The organism is Ulvibacterium sp. (genome assembly GCF_965248315.1).
GTDB lineage: Bacteria > Bacteroidota > Bacteroidia > Flavobacteriales > Flavobacteriaceae > Ulvibacterium.
On sequence record NZ_CBDFIX010000002.1, the window covers coordinates 3,353,436 to 3,372,348 of the forward strand.

Sequence of the window (18,913 nt, forward strand, 5' to 3'; positions counted from 1 at the left end):
ATGAATTTTCTGGCACATATATATCTTTCCTTTGGGGATGATGATGTTACTATCGGAAATTTTATTGCCGATAGTATTAGGGGCAATAAATTCAAGCATTTGCCGGACGCCATTCAAAAAGGAATTTTATTACACCGGCAAATAGACACCTACACGGATACCCACCATATTCCCAAAAAAAGCAGTAAACGCTTACATGAAAACTATGGCCATTATAGCATGGTAATCGTGGACATTTTCTATGACCATTTTCTAGCAAAGAATTGGAAACGCTATTCCGACATCCCTTTAGAGGTATTCGTAGACCGATTTTATGATCTCTTGGAAATAAACTATGTGCTATTGCCAGAAGGTATAAAACGGATGATGCCTTATATGATCGCGGACAATTGGTTGGTGAACTATGCCAAAATGAAGGGCATTGGGCGGGTGTTAAATGGCATGAACCGGAGGACCCAAAATAAATCCAAAATGAATTTTGCCATTTTGGACCTCGAAAAAAACTATACGCTCTTTGAAGAAGAATTTACGGCCTTTTTTGAGGAGTTGATCATTTTCTCAAAACAAAAGTATATCTCTTTATGCGAAAAATAATACTATTCCTTCCCCTATTACTATTCATTCAATGTAAAAAAAGTCCCCCAAAACCAACCGGAACAGTTGCCCAAAAGGCCATGGTAGTTTCGGCCAGGGAAGAAGCCTCGGCAATTGGGATAGAAATTTTAAAAAAAGGAGGTAATGCCTTTGATGCCATGGTGGGCACAGAATTGGCATTGGCTGTAGCTTATCCCTATGCCGGCAATCTGGGCGGTGGTGGATTTATGGTCTACCGTAAATCCAACGGAAATGTTGGCGCATTGGACTATAGGGAGAAAGCACCTTTGTCTGCCCATAAGGATATGTATTTGGATTCCTTGGGCAATGTAATTCCGAATATGAGCATCAAAGGAGCAACTGGGGTGGGCGTTCCGGGAACAATTGCCGGCATATTTGAAGTGCATAAAAAATTTGGTACCCTACCCATAGAACAAATCATGGCCCCCGTAATCGAATTGGTGGACAAAGGTGTTGTAGTTACCGAAAAACAAGCGGCCCGATTAGATCACTACTGGGAGGCTATTTTGGAGGTAAATGGGGACAGCACGTTGTTCTATTCACAATGTATGGCCGGGGACACTTTGCAATATCCCGCCTTGGCCAATACCTTGAGAAGAATCTCCAAAAACGGTCGCGATGAATTCTATAAAGGGGAGACCGCCAAAACTTTGGCCAACTTTATACAAAAAAAAGGAGGTTACATTACCGAAGAAGATTTGGCAAGATATGAAGTAAAATGGAGGCAACCCGTCATTTTTAAATATAAAGATCTTCGTATTATTTCCATGAGTCCGCCCAGTAGCGGCGGGATTACCATTAACCAAATCTTTAAGATGATCGAACCTTTTGACATCTCCCGTTATGAACACAATTCACCAGAGGCCATACAATTATTTACCGAAGCTTCGCGTAGGGCCTATGCTGATAGAAATTACTATTTGGGCGACCCGGATTTTGTGGATATTCCACTGGATGTTCTTTTAAGCAACAGCTATCTTCAGAAACGAATGCAGAATTTCTCCTTTGAAAAGGCTACCCCCTCCTCGGAAATACAACGGGGGTCAGTTGACACCATGGAAAGTGCAGAAACCACCCATTATTCCATAGTTGACCAACAAGGCAATGCCGTTTCCGTTACCACTACGCTTAACGGTGCCTATGGCTCAAAACTTTATTGCGATGAATTGGGTTTTTTCCTGAACAATGAAATGGATGATTTTAGTGCCAAGCCCGGGGTTCCCAATATGTTCGGACTTATTGGTGCCGAAGCTAATAGCATTGCCCCCGAAAAAAGAATGTTAAGCAGTATGACCCCCACGATTGTAGAAAGGGACGACAAACTCTGGATGGTTGTAGGGACTCCGGGAGGTTCTACGATCATAACCGCAGTTGCTCAAACTATTTTGAACGTTTATGAATTTGGCATGAGCATGCAAGAGGCCGTGAATGCGCCCCGATTCCACCACCAATGGTTACCGGACCATATTATTTTTGAACCCGAAGGGTTTCCATCAGAATTAAAATCGGCCTTAGAGACCAAAGGGTATCCTATAAACGAGAAACGTACTCCCGTTATTGGTAAGGTTGATGCCATTCGGGTCTTGCCCGATGGCCGTTTGGAAGGTGGTGCCGACCCAAGAGGTGATGACAGTGCGATAGGTTTTTAAGTCCCTAAAGCTCGTTTAGTTTAAACTCGTTCAAAACTAAGCGCCATTCCTCGGTTTCTATAATTTCCAAAATACGCTGAGAAATGGCCTGCTCCAATTTAGGGTGTTTTTTGGCAATACCAAAGGCATAGAATTGTACATCAAATTTAATAGGTAGAATACTGATAGAGCTCATGGATGAATCTCTAGCGATGTTGTACTTAAGGATAGGTTCATCGTACATAAACGCCTCAATGTCATTATTTTTTAGGGCAGAAAGCCCTTCAGCAACCGTATTGTATCCCTTTAAATCTTGAAAGAAGCGGGATTTTAAAAACTCATTGGTCCCTGTGTTTTTAACCGACCCCACCGCACGCTCCTTAAACTCATTAAAACTGTCCGGATCGGTGGTCAAATGGTTCACCGTTAGCCCGGAGGCTATACTTGCCGTAAGTCCGGATATGAACAAAAGTCCTCCGAACATCAATATCAAAGCGACCGTTTTACCCATTCTGGTTTTCGGGGCCTTGTCTCCATATCCTACCGTTGTAAGTGTAACGGCGGACCACCAAAGCCCATCCCAAATACCATGAAAGCCCGTGCGAAAATCATCCGGATTTTCCCTTCGCTCAAAGTACCACCCAGCTAGGCCAAATAAAAAGATAATCAAAAGTAAAATCCCAAGCCCCTTTAAAAAATTTAGGTTAAAAAAAGCACGTACAAAATCCAGAAGTTTGGTAAAAGAAGATATTTCCGCTACCGCGACCGTAGAATTGGACGCATAGAAGGAATGGGTAAACTCCATTTTTTTACTCCGCTCACTGGTAATGGTAAGCGGATTAATACTTACATCGATTCCTCCACTTTCCAGGGAGTCCAACATATCCGAAAAATCCATAGGCAAAAGTTCGAACTCCAGTCCCAAGTCCTTGGCCACCTTTTTCCACAACCAAACATTAATACCCCGTAAAACCGTATCTTCCTTAACAACAAAGGGCGGGGCGGTGGTATAGCCCACTTTCAACACCTCTGTATTTAATGATAAACTGTCACTTTTGGATTGACCCTTTGTTCCTATTAAGAACAGTGCAAAAAAAAGAAAAGACCATTGTAGTCTCATGGAATTGCCCGAATTTTTAAAATTCAAAAATACAAATTTCGAAAACCAAATCATTTTCCTAACCATAGCCTGGTTCTTAAGAATATAGAAATACATTCCCTCCCAATATCCGACTAAAAAATTATACGATTTATTTTCTTTATTTTTTGTAAGAATTTATTTGCTAAATATTAATTGTTAAGTTATTTTTATTGCACAATAGTATCCCTCCAAACCAATGTGCCGCCTCAACTTGGCTCCAGATTTTGAAGATATTCATTCGCGAAGAATAGACACAGGCCTTGAGTGTCTTTAAATGTTCAGGGAAGAATTGAATCTTTAAATTTTAATCATGAAAAAGTCCATTTTAAATCTTGGCAGAATTTTAACCAAAACGGAACAAAAGACGATCAGCGGAGGTTCCGGTCCTTGTCACAATTTAGGGAAACCCTGTAGTGGTCATTGGGAATGCGGTTCCCAGAGCTGTCCCCTGCTATGTATGAGTTTTCCGGCCGATGGCTACATATGTGTGCCTGCATAAATAAGCGAACAGGGACTTATTCAAGTCTCTGTTTACTTTTCCTTTTGTAAGGGTTATAGAATTTGGATGCTCCTTCTCTTCAATTCTTGGTAAGCCGTAATTGATCTTTCAATTCTTCCATAGACTCCTGTAGCTGTTTAAGAAGGCCTTTTTCAGTAGTGGCATCAACTCCAAAGGTAATCTTACTACTTACCTGCCAAAGCTCCTGTATCTGAAAAGGCTTTATGGCGTAGGGTGGATAAGATTCGTTTAGGGATATCAACGTAATGTGGTTTCGGTTGGGCAATCGTTCTATCTTTTTTACCAAGACCGCATCTTCCAGTACCACCACATAGATTTTATTGGGGCTTACATGGTCTATATCCTCCACGGATTTTGCCAGTACCCATTCCCCAGGCTTTAAATTGGGTAACATGCTATCCCCTTCTACCTGAAAACCACGATAGGTAGCATTCCTAAATTCAGGAATGGGAAGGTCGAAGGCCGGCAATTGCCGGTACCAACTTGTGTCTTGGATATTCTGAGGGTAACCAGCCGCAGCCTTGGCATTAACCAAGACCATGTTTTCCTTGTCCGAAGAATCTACGGTTACCACTTTTGGGATAACACTAGTTTTGGAAGTCTCAAGATATTGTTGCTCACTCTCCCCGAACAACCATAAGGGGTTTATTTTAAATTGTCGTAGAAGTTCCGTTACAACTTTACCTGAAAGTTTGGTACGCCCCCGCTCGATATCGGCAGTAGTATTGGAAACACCAATAAGTTTTGCAAATTCGGCCTGCGTATGGCCCAATTCCCTTCGTAAGTCCGTAAAGCGTTTTAAAGCGATTTCGTTTTCCATTTCAATTTAATTCATAAGATCCCAGAAAATTTTAAAAGTATTGAACAAGGCCCAATCGGTTTTACCATGTTCCAACCACTATCCTCTTTGGGATATATACTTCAAATATACATAATTTGGAATATATCCAAAATTTTATTGGGAATATTTCCATTATTAGGAATATTTCCATAATTTTGGAATAATTACAATATCAGTATGTCCTTTGAGCGTATAAAAGAAAAACTTAACATTTTGGCGGACGCCGCCAAATATGACGTTTCCTGCTCCAGTAGCGGTAGCGATCGTATCAATACCAATAAAGGTTTGGGAAATGCGGCACCAATGGGAATCTGTCATAGCTATACGGAAGATGGGCGGTGCATTTCCCTTCTTAAAATTCTTTTGACCAATCACTGCATTTTCGATTGCGCCTATTGCGTTACCCGAAAGAGCAACGATATAAAAAGGGCCGCCTTTAAGATTCAGGAAGTCGTAGATCTAACCATAAATTTTTATAGGCGTAACTATATAGAAGGCCTTTTTCTGAGTTCAGGTATCTTCAAAAGTCCTGATCATACCATGGAGCGGTTGGTAGCTGTGGCAAAAAAACTCAGGTTGGAGAAAAATTACAACGGATACATACATCTTAAATCCATTCCGGGGGCAAGTGACGAATTAATGTATGAAGCCGGTCTGTATGCCGATCGACTTTCAGTGAATATCGAAGTACCGACCATTTCCGGACTTAAGTTGTTGGCACCGGACAAAAGGCATGAAGACTTTACCAAACCTATGCGAAAGGTGCAACATGAAATTGTTCGGTACAAGGCCGAAAAACGGATTATTAAAAGTACGCCCAAATTTGCCCCTGCCGGGCAAAGTACCCAAATGATTATTGGGGCCACTGGAGAAACCGACAAGGATATTATGTACTCCGCCCATCACTATTACACCCAATATCAAATGAGGCGGGTTTATTATTCCGGCTATGTACCGGTTGCCGAGGATAGCCGTTTACCGGCCATAGGATCACAGGTACCCATGCTTAGGGAAAACCGTTTATATCAAACCGATTGGCTTTTGCGATTTTATGGTTTTGGAGTGCAGGAAATACTGAATGATGAGCATCCCAATCTGGACATGGACGTTGACCCAAAATTGGGTTGGGCCTTGCGGAACCTACATCTGTTCCCGATAGATATCAATAGGGCAGATAAAGGTATGTTGGCCCGTATTCCAGGAGTGGGCATGCTATCGGCAGGTAAAATTATAAGCGCAAGACGTTTCAGAAAATTGAATTGGGGGCATCTTAAAAAGATTGGAATTGCCCTTAACCGTGCCAAATACTTTATTATTTGTGATTCCAACCAATGGGAAAACCATGAACTGGAACCACAAAAGATAAAAGGAATGATTTTAAAGAATTCCGTGGGGAAGTTTAGGAAAAATTACAGTTCACAATTACAACTATTCAATTAAAATGGACAATACCAGAATTTTAATTTACGATGGAAGTTTTAATGGTTTTTTAACTGCCGTTTTCAAAGCTTTTGAGGAAAGGATAAATGTAGCCGATATACAACGTAATGGGCAGGCACAGAATGCACTCTTTTCGGATACAGAAATCATTTTTACTCAGATGGATAAAGCAAAACGGGTCTGGAACGGTGTTCAAAACAAAAGCAACACGGCCATTAAGAATATCTATTTTGCCTTTTTGAGCGAACACAAGGGCATTGAACTCCTACTCTACCGATACATCCAAAAACTTTTTGCATCCGAGGTTTCGGTGCACTCGGATTATTCAGATACCATCGTTTTAAAAATCAGCCAATTGGCTAAGAATGTTGGTCGTGAAAAGCATCGTATGGAAGCCTTTGTACGATTTCAGATGACCAAGGACGCTATTTATTTTGCCAATATTGAACCGGATTTTAATGTACTTCCGTTAATTTCCAAACATTTTCGCTCCCGATATGTAGACCAGCATTGGCTCATTTATGACATAAAACGAAAATATGGGCTTTACTATAATTTGCAAACCGTTGAAATGGTTTCTTTGGACTTGAACGAGGTATACGCAAATAGTATTCATAAAAGTGATAGGTTTCTGGCCGAGGAATATAGTTATCAGGATTTGTGGGCCAATTACTTTAGAAGTACCCATATCAAATCTCGCATTAATAAAAAATTGCATACACAACATATACCCAAACGCTATTGGAAATACTTAAGCGAAAAGAAACAGGCGGTTTAGATAAGGAGAATTTGGACCATTTGTGCAATACGCATATTTTCATTAAAAATTATTGGTTTTATGGCACACAAACAATTAAAGCTTTGGTTTGACAAAGAGCTAGCTCTTAAGTTGGCCGACAAGCTCATTGCCAATGGGATTTCATTCGATAAAAACGCCTTCGCCCAAAAAGTTGATCAGGGCACTAAGGATTTAGAGCTTAAGGATCGGGTTGAATTGATAGCCGATCTTTTGAAACAACAAATGGCAGTGGACTATACTATTGCTATAACTTGGTTGGTAGATATTCTAGGGCCTGAGAATGAAAAGGAAACAGGGATGTTCAAAGCGTATTATTGGGTAATGCCCATTGCCAAATATATAGAAAAGTATGGTTTGCAACACTTTGACCTATCCATGAATGCCATACGGGAAATTACTAAGAGAAATACAGGAGAATACACCATTCGTCCTTATTTAAAAGCCTTTCCGGAGCGGACATTAAAAGTTATGAAGGTATGGTCCAAGGATAAAAACAAGCATATTCGCCGGTTAAGCTGTGAAGGTGTTCGGCCGCGATTACCCTGGGCGTCGAAACTTGATATTTTTATAGAAGACCCCACTCCTATACTACCAATTTTAGAAAACCTGAAAGACGATCCCAGCAAATATGTGCAGAAGTCCGTAGCCAACTGTATCAACGATATTCTAAAGGACCATCCGAAAATTGGCAGAAATCTTATTGAGAGCTGGTTGCCTTGCCCTACCAAAGAACGTAAGTGGATTATAAAACATGCATTGAGAAATTTGTTGAAACTCAAAGATTCATGGGCATTGGAAGTACTGAAGAAGATGTAAAATCAAATTAATTCCAATACAGATTAGGGAGGAATATTCAGGTTTGAAATAATCTTGAATCTGTGCGTTATTGGTGTATTTGATCTAGGTTTCATTCCAATAATCCCGATATTTTGTTAGGTCTCTGATAGACAAAGATTGAGATGGACCCTACTTCCTTTTTAGATGCCAAATTCCTACCTTTGCAACTTTGCTTTGAAAAATGATAAACTACGAAGAGAATATTGAGGTTAAGGGTGCTCGCGTCCATAACCTTAAAAATATCGATGTAACCATTCCGCGGGAAAAACTCGTAGTTATCACAGGCCTTTCGGGAAGTGGTAAATCCTCACTGGCGTTCGACACCATTTATGCCGAGGGGCAGCGAAGATATATTGAAACTTTCTCGGCCTATGCGCGGCAATTCCTAGGAGGTTTGGAGCGACCTGATGTGGATAAAATCGATGGGCTATCTCCCGTAATTGCCATTGAACAAAAAACGACTTCTAAATCACCCCGGTCCACGGTGGGCACCATTACCGAAGTATATGATTTTTTGCGCTTGTTGTTTGCCAGGGCCGCCGATGCCTATAGCTATGTTACCGGAGAAAAGATGGTGAGTTATAGCGATGAGCAAATCAAAGAGCTTATTAAAACGGATTATGCGGATAAAAGGATAAACGTATTGGCTCCTATTATAAAATCCCGAAAAGGACATTATAGGGAGCTTTTTGAGCAAATAGGCAAACAAGGATTTGTAAAGGTTCGCGTTGATGGGGAAATAAAGGATATTGTAAAGGGAATGAAAGTAGACCGTTACAAGACGCATGACATTGAAATTGTTATAGATAGGCTTAAGGTCACAGATTCCGAAGATACGGATAAGCGATTAACGGAAACCATTAATACGGCCATGTACAGTGGCAATGATGTATTAATGGTACTTGAGGAAGGCCAAGCCGATCCGCGCTACTTTAGCCGTGATCTCATGTGCCCCACTTCGGGCATCTCCTACCCCACTCCCGAACCAAATACCTTTTCCTTTAACTCACCAAAAGGTATGTGTCCCAATTGTAGCGGTCTAGGACATGTATATGAGGTAAATGAAAATAAGATTTTCCCGAACAAGAAAGTATCGATCAAAGCAGGGGGAATTGCTCCGCTCGGGGAGTATAAAAAGTCTTGGGCCTTTAAACAGATAGAAACCATTGCCCAACGTTATAGTTTTGAACTTACGGATCCCATTGAAAAGATTCCTGAGGAAGCCATGGATGTATTGTTGAACGGTGGAAAGGAGAGTTTTGAGTTGGATTCCAAAACATTGGGAGTCAAACGAACATATACCATTGATTACGAAGGAATCGCCAATTTTATAAAACATCAATTCAATGAATCCGGGTCCACCTCCATCAGAAGATGGGCAAAGGAATATATGGATAAAATCGTTTGTCCCGAGTGCAATGGGTCACGATTACGGACCGAGTCCCTGAATTTTAAAATCAACGATCGGAATATAGCCCAGTTGGCCCAAATGGACATTTCCGAATTGGCCGATTTTTTTGATGGACTCCATCAAAAACTTGATGGAAACCAGCAAAAAATAGCTGAAGAGATTATAAAGGAAATCCGAACACGTATCCGATTTCTATTGGATGTTGGTCTTAACTATCTTTCCCTAAACCGAGGTTCAAAATCACTTTCGGGCGGAGAGGCCCAGCGTATTCGCCTTGCCACCCAGATAGGGTCTCAACTTGTGGGCGTACTCTATATATTGGATGAGCCCAGTATTGGATTGCACCAAAGGGATAATAATAGATTAATACGATCTTTGGAAGCACTTCGTGATATTGGAAATTCGGTAATCGTTGTGGAGCACGATAGGGACATGATAGAACGGGCAGATCATGTTATAGACATTGGACCCAAGGCGGGAAGACATGGCGGTGAAATTATATCCGAAGGAAGTCCGCAAGATTTAAAAGATCACCATACGCTTACCGCAGATTATATCACAGGAGACAAGCAGATTCCGGTACCAAAAAAAAGAAGAAAGGGCAATGGAAAGAATATTGTACTATCCGGCTGCGCGGGTAATAACCTTAAGAATGTAACGGTACAATTTCCGTTGGGCAAAATGATTGGCGTTACCGGGGTTTCAGGAAGTGGGAAATCGACTTTGATCAATGAAACGCTCTACCCCATTATGAACGCCCATTATTTTAATGGTGTAAAAAAACCAATGCCCTATAAAAAAATTACGGGCCTACAACATATAGATAAGGTCATTGACATTAATCAATCCCCCATTGGTAGAACACCTCGTTCCAACCCGGCGACCTATACCGGCGTTTTCAGTGAAATACGTTCCTTATTTACCAAAACTCCCGAAGCCGCCATTAGGGGATATAAGCCTGGACGCTTTAGTTTTAATGTAAAGGGAGGCAGATGCGAAACATGTCAAGGAGGTGGTCTAAAGGTCATTGAGATGAATTTCCTCCCTGATGTCTATGTCGAATGCGAAACTTGTAACGGAAAACGCTTCAATAGAGAAACCTTGGAAATACGCTATAAGGGCAAATCCATCGCCGATGTTTTGGAAATGACCGTGGATGAGGCCGTAGATTTTTTTGAAAACATCCCAAAAATATACCGTAAGCTAAAGACCATCAAAGATGTAGGTCTGGGATATATTTCTTTAGGGCAACAGTCCACGACCTTATCCGGAGGTGAAGCACAACGGATAAAACTGGCAACGGAACTATCAAAGCGTGATACCGGTAATACTTTTTATATCTTGGACGAACCTACTACAGGTCTCCATTTTGAAGATATCCGTGTATTAATGGAAGTTTTGGAACGTTTAGTGGACAAAGGAAACACCGTCTTGATCATTGAGCACAATATGGATGTAATCAAAATGATGGATCACATTATAGATATTGGTTATGAAGGTGGCCGTGGAGGGGGAATGGTAGTAGCCAAAGGAACCCCAGAAGAGTTAATAAAAGACCAAAAAAGTTATACGGCAGAGTTTTTGAGGTTAGAAATTGGTCAACAAAAGGAAAAGGCAAAAATGGCTCTGGCCCGAGATAAGTAACGACTTAACCATCAAAAGATTCGTTAGTATCAAAAGAACTGCATTACTATGAGAAAAGAACAGCACCATAAAGGGTGGAATGAGATAAAAACCAATGATTCTTGGGCCATCTTCAAGATCATGGGCGAATTTGTGGGTGGTTTTGAGAAAATGAGTGCTATAGGTCCATGTGTCTCCATATTTGGCTCTGCCCGGACCAAAGAGGACGGGAAATACTATCAACTTGCCGTAGATATCGCCAAAAGTATTTCTGAAGCAGGCTACGGAATTATCACGGGTGGAGGTCCCGGTATCATGGAGGCGGGGAATAGAGGTGCGCATTTGGCAGGAGGTACTTCGGTAGGGCTCAATATTGATCTTCCCTTTGAGCAACATGACAATCCGTATATCGACGATGACAAAAGCCTGGATTTTGATTACTTCTTCGTGAGAAAGGTAATGTTCGTTAAATATTCTCAAGGATTTGTGGTTATGCCCGGAGGTTTTGGAACTCTAGACGAACTTTTTGAGGCCATCACTTTAATTCAAACCCATAAAATTGCGGGGTTTCCCATTATATTGGTGGGCTCCGATTTTTGGAAAGGTCTTTTGGAATGGATTAAAAGTACTGTGCTGGAATTGGGTAATATCAGTGCTTCGGATTTGAACTTGATACAAATTGCGGATACCAAGGAAGAAGTAGTAGAAATCATCGATGCCTTCTACAAAGGGAACACTTTGAGTCCAAATTTTTAAGCCTAACTTTTTTGGAACACACGAGATATTTACCATACCCGATTGCCCTAGTAATTTTTTTACTGGGTATTGGTGTATCCCATGCCCAGCATATTAATAACCTTACTGCAGATTTGGACGAGGAGACCCATGAAATACGTATTCAACAAGAATTTGAATATAAGAACACCTCGGACGACACTTTGCGCAACCTATATTTCAATGACTGGGCACATGCATATTCCAACAAAAAAACAGGTCTCGCAAAACGATTTGCAGAAGACTTTAAAAAAAGCCTTCATCTTGCCAAAGACGAAGAAAGGGGCTCTACCGAAATCACCAGTGCAGTTGATGATGAATATAGAGGTCTATTTTGGGAAAGGGTAACAGGGCAGGATGTTCTTAAAATTAGACTCAACGAACCTCTGGAACCAGGCAATTCGGCAAAAATCTTCATTACATATACGGTAAAATTGCCTTCCAAAAAGTTTACCCCTTATGGGTATGATCCAAAAAGTGGATATTATTTAAAGGATTGGTACCTAACTCCTGCCGTATATGACGGCAAATGGCATTTGTATTCCAACAAAAATTTGGAAGACCTTTATACGGATGTTACCAATACCAACTTAAAGATCACGTATCCGGACAGTCTCCATATGGTATCAAATTTCAGGGTATTGGGGGAGACCAGGTTTCCAAATGGCCATGAGGCCCAGCTAAAAGGCATCAACAGAAAAAGTTGCGAAATAATCCTCACCCCCAACAATGGTTTTACTACGCATGTTACCCATAACATGACCGTTATTACGGATTTAAAGGCCGGCAAATACGATCAGATATCACAAGGAGTCTCTATCCATAAGGTTACCGATTTCGTATTGGAAAATTTAGGGAGATTTCCACATTCCCACTTGTTGGTGAGTGAAATTGATTACAATAAGAATCCTATGTACGGCCTAAATCAGCTTCCCTCCTTTATACGGCCATACGATGATCAATTTCAGTATGAGATGAAGTTCCTTAAAACGGCCCTTGTCAAAATTATCAATGAGACCATTTTCTTAGACCCCAGAAAAGATCAATGGATATTGGATGCCATTGCCAATTATTTAATGATAGCCTATGTAGAGGAGCATTATCCCGATCAAAAGTTATTGGGGAAACTTTCCAAAATTTGGGGCTTCAGAAGCTATCAATTGGCAAAGATGGACTTCAACGAGCAATATCCTTTTCTCTATATGTTCAGGGCACGTAAAAACCAAGATCAGCCTTTGACCACCCCAAACGATTCGCTTATAAAGTGGAACCAAAAAATAGGGAACAAGTATAAGGCCGGTCAAGGGCTTTCCTACTTGGCGAGTTATATTGGTAAGGAAAAGGTAGATGAAAGCATAAAGACCTTTTATAAATACTATAAATTGAACAAGGTTAAGCCCTTGGATTTTGAATCAATATTAAAGCGAGCCTCCAATCGCAATATAGACTGGTTTTTTAATGATTATGTTTCCACGGACCGGCTTATAGACTTTAAGATAAAGAAAGCGAAGAAAACTGAGGATTCCCTCCGGGTAACCTTAAAAAATAAGGAGGGAACCAATGTTCCCATATCGCTATTTGGACTCAATGATAAGGACTCCGTGGTATCCAAGTATTGGTTTTCCAACATTACGGGGGAAAAGACCTTTACCATCCCGAACAAGAACGAAGAACGCCTGGTGTTGAACTACGATCAAAAAATCCCGGAGTTTAACCAAAGGGACAATTGGAAATCTTTGAAAGGTTTTTTTTCGAGCAATAAAAAAATCAAGTTTACTTTTTTCAAGGATGCCGAAAACCCCTATTACAATCAGATATTCTATGTACCTATCTTAAACTTTAATATCTATGACGGCTGGTCTCCCGGACTTCGCTTGTACAACAAAACCTTTTTGGAGCGCCCTTTTGTTTATGATTTTCATCCGTCCTATTCGTTTCGGGAGAACACCCTTGTAGGTTTTGGAAGTTTGGGATATAGGAAGTATTTGAGCAAAAGTGGATTGTTCGTATCCAATTACCGAATTAGTGCTTCTACATTTCATTTTCAGACCAATTCCAGATATACGTCTATTACACCCTCCATGAGCTTTGGCTGGCGACCTGCCGATCTTATTTCCAATAAACGACAATTCTTGACCTTTAGATATGTCAATATCTTTCGGGATTTTGACGAGAGCCTTATTGATTTGAGCAATGATCCGGATACCCCGGATTACAGTGTCTTTAATGCCAGGTTTTCACATATAAACAACGGAATTATAGATTTTAATTCCTGGTCCACGGATTTCCAACACTCCAGTGATTTTACCAAATTGGTCTTTGAGTTCGAATACCGAAAACTATATGAGAACAACACGCAATTTAATGTTAGATTTTTTGCAGGTAAATTTTTAAGGAACAAAATAGAGCCCGGTAACACTTTTTTTGATTTTGCATTGGACCGTCCTACCGATTATCTTTTTGACTATAATTATCTCGGACGTTCAGAGGATTCAGGTCTGTACAGTCAGCAAATAATCATTGCGGAAGGAGGCTTTAAATCCTTTCTGGATGAACGTTACCGGTTTGCGAATGATTGGCTGGCTACCATGAATACCAGCGTAAATCTTTGGCGATGGATAGAAGCCTATGGAGATATCGGATTTGTAAAAAATAGGGGGCTAAGGGAGAAGTTTGTTTATGATTCCGGAATACGCCTAAATCTTGTTACCGATTTTTTTGAACTATACTTCCCGGTCTATTCCAACAATGGGTGGGAAATAGCGCAACCCAATTATGAAGAAAGGATTCGGTTCATCATAACCATAAGCCCAAGGACGCTTACAGGGTTATTTACCAGAAAATGGTTCTAATAGAATGAAATATTCTTATAAAATTGCTTTTTTAAGCCGTAAAAAATACAAAACATCAAAAAATAGAGGTTTTTTTTATCAATATACAAATATTTTAACTTTTTTAGAGTTGTAAAAATCTATTCTATTGGATATTTTTGCAAAAACTCTACTTGCCCATGGACCTTTCCCCAAAAACCAGCACCGATATTTCTTTTGACGATTTTAGGGACCAGATTCTACATGATTACGAAATAGCTGTTCTAAGCAGGGAATGTAGCCTAATGGGGCGCAAAGAGGTACTTACTGGAAAAGCAAAATTTGGGATTTTTAGCGATGGTAAGGAACTCCCACAATTGGCAATGGCAAGGTCCTTTAAAAATGGGGATTTTAGAAGCGGTTATTACAGAGACCAAACTTTTATGATGGCTCTGGGGTTACTGACCCCAAAACAATTATTTCACGGCCTTTATGCCACCACAGATATTGGAAAAGAACCCATGAGTGCGGGGAGGCAAATGGTAGGTCACTATATGACCAATAGCATAAATGAAGATGGAAGCTGGAGAAACCTTACAAAACAAAAAAATAGTAGTGCCGATATCTCATGTACTGCTGGGCAAATGCCTAGGTTATTAGGTCTGGCACAAGCCTCCAAAATGTATAGGAATCTAAAGAACCTGGATTCCGAGAAGTTTTCAAATAATGGGAATGAAGTAGCTTGGGGTACCATCGGTAATGCAAGTACCAGTGAAGGTATGTTTTTGGAGACCGTAAATGCCGGCGGCGTACTTCAAGTGCCAATGGTTATAAGTATTTGGGACGATGACTATGGTATATCCGTACCGGCCAAATACCATGCGACCAAAGAGGATATTTCAAAAATGCTTAGTGGATTCCAAAGAGACGAGGACCAGAAAGGATATGAACTCATAAAAGTAAAGGGATGGGACTATACGGCCCTGATGCATGCTTATGAAAATGCTGCGGACATTGCTCGTGAGGAGCATGTACCCGTTATCATTCATGTCGTTGAACTTACGCAACCCCAGGGACACTCCACTTCGGGTTCCCACGAGCGGTATAAAAGCGAAAAACGTTTGGAGTGGGAAAAGGACAATGATTGCAACAAACGTTTTAGGGAATGGGTACTTGAAACCGGTATTGCCGAGGATTCAGAGCTTTTGGAGCTTGAAAAATCGATTAAAAAGAAGGTCAGAATCGCAAAAAAAGAGGCTTGGGCGGAATATCTGGAACCGCACAAGCGAATGAAAAATACTTTAATCCAACTTTTGGAGAATGCTTCACAAAAAAGCCCGAACAAAAATTTTATCAATAAGATAAAGAACGATTTGATAGCGGTTGAAGAACCGATCAAAAAAGATCTCGCCCATAACTCGCGTAAGGCCTTACGCTATATGTTGGGTGAAAATACACCCGAAAAAGAGGCCTTGTTGTCTTGGGTAAATCGCTTTCTGGAAGATACCCAACCCAAGTATAGTTCATTGTTATATAGTGAACTCCCAACCAGGGCTACTAAAATTCCCGCGATACACCCTCAATACGATACCAGTCCCAAAACTGTGGATGGACGGGTGGTGCTTCGGGACAATTTTGACAAATTATTCGAGAAATATCCCGAAGCCTTGGTGTTTGGAGAGGATAGTGGAAAAATAGGAGATGTAAACCAAGGTTTGGAAGGACTTCAAAAGAAATACGGTGAATTACGGGTGGCCGATACCGGTATTCGAGAAACCACCATTATAGGACAAGGTATAGGAATGGCCTTAAGAGGACTAAGGCCAATTGCCGAAATCCAGTACCTGGATTATATCTTTTATGCTATGGCCACGCTTACCGATGATTTGGCGAGCTTACTATATCGTACCTACGGAAAGCAAAAGGCACCTTTAATCGTTAGGACTAGGGGACATCGATTGGAGGGTATTTGGCATTCGGGATCTCCCATGGGAGGTCTAATTCATGTCTTGAGAGGCATGTACATTCTTGCACCACGAAACATGACCCAAGCGGCAGGTTTTTACAACACCTTAATGAAAAGTGACGAACCTGCTTTGATAATTGAAAGTCTTAATGGATATCGGTTAAAGGAATCCATGCCCAATAATTTAGGAGATTTTTGTACGCCAATTGGTAAAATCGAGACCTTAAGAAAAGGTAGTGATATCACCATACTTTCATACGGGTCTACTTTACGGATTGTGGAGCAGGCTGCACGCGAACTCTCAGAAGTAGGTATCGATGTCGAAGTTATCGATGCCCAGACCTTATTGCCATTTGACGTAAATGGAGATACCGTACAAAGCATACAAAAGACCAATAGACTGTTGGTTGTGGACGAAGACGTTCCTGGAGGCTGCTCTGCTTACTTGGTTCAAGAAATTATTGAGCGTCAAGGAGCCTATAGCTATTTGGATAGTGCCCCTCAGACCCTTACGGCAAAGGCACATAGACCTGCTTATGGAACTGATGGAGATTATTTTTCCAAGCCCAATGCAGAGGATGTCTTTGAAAAGGTATACGAAATTATCCATGAAGCAGATCCTGCCAACTTTCCAAAATTACGCTAGCAACGCGAGTACCCTCGTTCAAGTTTTTTATATTTAGGGAAAAATTGAATTGATTTCCCTTGTTTTTCCAAGCTTCAACTTATACAGTACGCCATTACTAGTTCTGGTAAGCCAAGGTCTATTGTTCGGCTTGCTTTTGTTACATCGATTTTACATTAAAAACCGAATATCCGATCTTTTTTTGGCACTTTTGGTGATTATTACATGCTATCATCGTACCACATACACCATTGGATTCATGGATTGGTACGATACCTACCGTAACACTAAAATCAATTATTGGCTCATTTCCTTATCGCTAGCCATAGGGCCGCTAATTTACTTTTATGTAAGGTCCGTGACAACATCTAACTTTAAATTCGGCAAAAAGGATTGGCTACACTTTTTTCCGGCAGTGCTATACGTTCTATACCGGGTTTTCATTTTTATCTATGATGCCAATCAAAATGGATTTGATACAAAACAAAATGGTATACTTATGGAAAGTTGGGCCATGGGTTCGGTAGGTAGTTTCGCGGAAGCGTTTAACGCCATACAGCAAATACTATATTTGGCTTTCTCGCTCCAATTATATTTTACATACAAAAAAAAGATAAAAAACTACTTCTCCAATACCTACAAATTGGAACTTAATTGGATTCGTAACTTCTTATATATTTATTCGTTTCTTTTTCTTTACGGGATTTTGCAACAGTTCGTAATCCTATCTATTGTGGAATTAAGTTGGATCCAAAAATGGTGGTACCAATTTTTTTCTGCCTTGGCAGTGATATATATTGGTATAAAAGGATACTTCACCGACACTACTTCTCTGGAAGGACTAGATTTTCAGCTTTTGGGAATATTACAAAAGAGCCGGGGCATTAAGGAAGGTTCTGTATGGCATTCCAAGCATGAAAATAAGGGGTTAGAAAATCAAAAAGAACGTCTTTCCCAATTCATGGAAGCCCAACGCCCCTATTTGAACCCTGATCTTAATCTCAAGGAAATGGCGCAGGAACTTAGAATGTCCAGGGGTCAATTATCCGAAGTAATCAATATAGGTTTTGGCAAAAATTTTAATGACTTTATTAATACTTACCGCATAAACTTGGTCAAAGATATGCTAAAGGCCGGAAGGCATAAGAAGCTCTCGCTATTGGGTATAGCCTATGAATGTGGTTTTAACAGCAAAGCCACCTTTAATCGAGTATTCAAAAAGTTTACCAATAGCTCCCCCACAGAATTCCTCAACAATTCATTTTAGCTGATGTCTTTTTTGCGAGACGTCTCAAATCGTATTTGAGACCTAATCTCAACGATTTGAAACTCAGCTATTGACTTTACACGGCAAATTTGTATTGTAAACATAAATATGCACGATATGAAAAAAGCCTTCAGAAAGATTATGCTACCTGTTCTACAGAAAGATTGGATAGCCGATTTACTATTTGCTATTATACGTTTTATATGCGGAATGTTGCTTGCCTTGAGTTTTGGAGCCGACAAGTTTGGGATGCCCTGGACACCAGAGGGTCAAAACCTTAATCTCTTTGAAGTGTCCGCATGGTTCCCGGAAGATGTTGCGTCCTATGGCGGGGTTTTCGCAATGGCCCCAGTATTTTTTGCTTGGATGGGGGCTTTTAGTGAAGCTGTTGGGGGATTATTTTTGGCCTTCGGATTAAATACAAGGGTAGCTGCCTTCCTCATTATGTTTACCATGCTAACGGCCATCTTCATGCAAAAATGGGGACAAGGGATTTGGGGCATGCTCCCAGCGATGGGTTTCCTATGGATCTCTATTTACAATCTTTATTTGGGATCTGGGCGGTTCGGTCTGGACTATCTACTTACAAGGAAACATATCATTAGTAACCCATAAA

The 18,913-nt window shown here is 40.6% G+C and carries 13 protein-coding genes; 11 read left to right on the forward strand and 2 right to left on the reverse strand.

Going from position 1 to position 18,913, the window contains the following annotated elements; all coding sequences use genetic code 11:
• Both ACP2AF_RS15985 and ggt read left to right on the forward strand, forming a co-directional pair.
• Positions 1 to 594 (forward strand): ACP phosphodiesterase, encoded by a 594-nt coding sequence (locus ACP2AF_RS15985; protein WP_425237153.1) that lies wholly within the window; start codon positions 1 to 3, stop codon positions 592 to 594.
• A complete protein-coding gene (gene ggt / locus ACP2AF_RS15990) occupies positions 582 to 2,264 on the forward strand; it encodes a gamma-glutamyltransferase (RefSeq protein WP_425237154.1) in 1,683 nt (560 codons plus the stop codon). Before ACP2AF_RS15985 ends, ggt begins: the two co-directional genes overlap by 13 nt.
• Positions 2,265 to 2,268: 4 nt before the next feature.
• On the opposite strand, the gene ACP2AF_RS15995 is transcribed toward ggt, so the two are convergent.
• Together ACP2AF_RS15995 and ACP2AF_RS16000 are read right to left on the reverse strand one after the other, a co-directional pair.
• On the reverse strand, positions 2,269 to 3,363 hold the full coding sequence (locus ACP2AF_RS15995; RefSeq protein ID WP_425237155.1) for a transporter substrate-binding domain-containing protein: 1,095 nt from the start codon (positions 3,361 to 3,363) through the stop codon (positions 2,269 to 2,271).
• Between the two features lie 599 nt (positions 3,364 to 3,962).
• Positions 3,963 to 4,724, reverse strand: a complete 762-nt coding sequence (locus ACP2AF_RS16000) for an XRE family transcriptional regulator (protein WP_425237156.1) — start codon at positions 4,722 to 4,724, stop codon at positions 3,963 to 3,965.
• 198 nt (positions 4,725 to 4,922) lie between these two features.
• On the opposite strand from ACP2AF_RS16000, the gene ACP2AF_RS16005 reads away from it, so the two are divergent.
• The 9 genes from ACP2AF_RS16005 (at position 4,923) to ACP2AF_RS16045 (ending at position 18,912) form a co-directional block, all read left to right on the forward strand.
• The gene (locus ACP2AF_RS16005; RefSeq protein WP_425237157.1) at positions 4,923 to 6,185 is read left to right on the forward strand and encodes a putative DNA modification/repair radical SAM protein; all 1,263 of its coding nucleotides are present in this window, start codon (positions 4,923 to 4,925) and stop codon (positions 6,183 to 6,185) included.
• Between the two features lies 1 nt (position 6,186).
• Positions 6,187 to 6,963, forward strand: a complete 777-nt coding sequence (locus ACP2AF_RS16010; protein WP_425237158.1) for a TIGR03915 family putative DNA repair protein — start codon at positions 6,187 to 6,189, stop codon at positions 6,961 to 6,963.
• A gap of 60 nt (positions 6,964 to 7,023) precedes the next feature.
• Entirely contained in the window at positions 7,024 to 7,800 is a 777-nt protein-coding gene (locus tag ACP2AF_RS16015) for a DNA alkylation repair protein (protein ID WP_425237159.1), read from the forward strand.
• Positions 7,801 to 8,002: 202 nt separating this feature from the next.
• Entirely contained in the window at positions 8,003 to 10,876 is a 2,874-nt protein-coding gene (uvrA, locus tag ACP2AF_RS16020; RefSeq protein ID WP_425237160.1) for an excinuclease ABC subunit UvrA, read from the forward strand.
• 48 nt (positions 10,877 to 10,924) lie between these two features.
• Positions 10,925 to 11,611, forward strand: coding sequence for a TIGR00730 family Rossman fold protein (locus ACP2AF_RS16025; protein WP_425237161.1), 687 nt, complete (start codon positions 10,925 to 10,927; stop codon positions 11,609 to 11,611).
• 11 nt (positions 11,612 to 11,622) lie between these two features.
• Complete coding sequence (locus tag ACP2AF_RS16030; protein WP_425237162.1) at positions 11,623 to 14,481, forward strand: metalloprotease; 2,859 nt, start codon at positions 11,623 to 11,625, stop codon at positions 14,479 to 14,481.
• A gap of 158 nt (positions 14,482 to 14,639) precedes the next feature.
• Entirely contained in the window at positions 14,640 to 17,051 is a 2,412-nt protein-coding gene (locus tag ACP2AF_RS16035; RefSeq protein WP_425237163.1) for an alpha-ketoacid dehydrogenase subunit alpha/beta, read from the forward strand.
• A gap of 337 nt (positions 17,052 to 17,388) precedes the next feature.
• Complete coding sequence (locus ACP2AF_RS16040; RefSeq protein ID WP_425237164.1) at positions 17,389 to 18,297, forward strand: helix-turn-helix domain-containing protein; 909 nt, start codon at positions 17,389 to 17,391, stop codon at positions 18,295 to 18,297.
• 117 nt (positions 18,298 to 18,414) lie between these two features.
• Positions 18,415 to 18,912 (forward strand): DoxX family protein, encoded by a 498-nt coding sequence (locus ACP2AF_RS16045; protein WP_425237165.1) that lies wholly within the window; start codon positions 18,415 to 18,417, stop codon positions 18,910 to 18,912.
• Position 18,913: the final 1 nt, after the last annotated feature.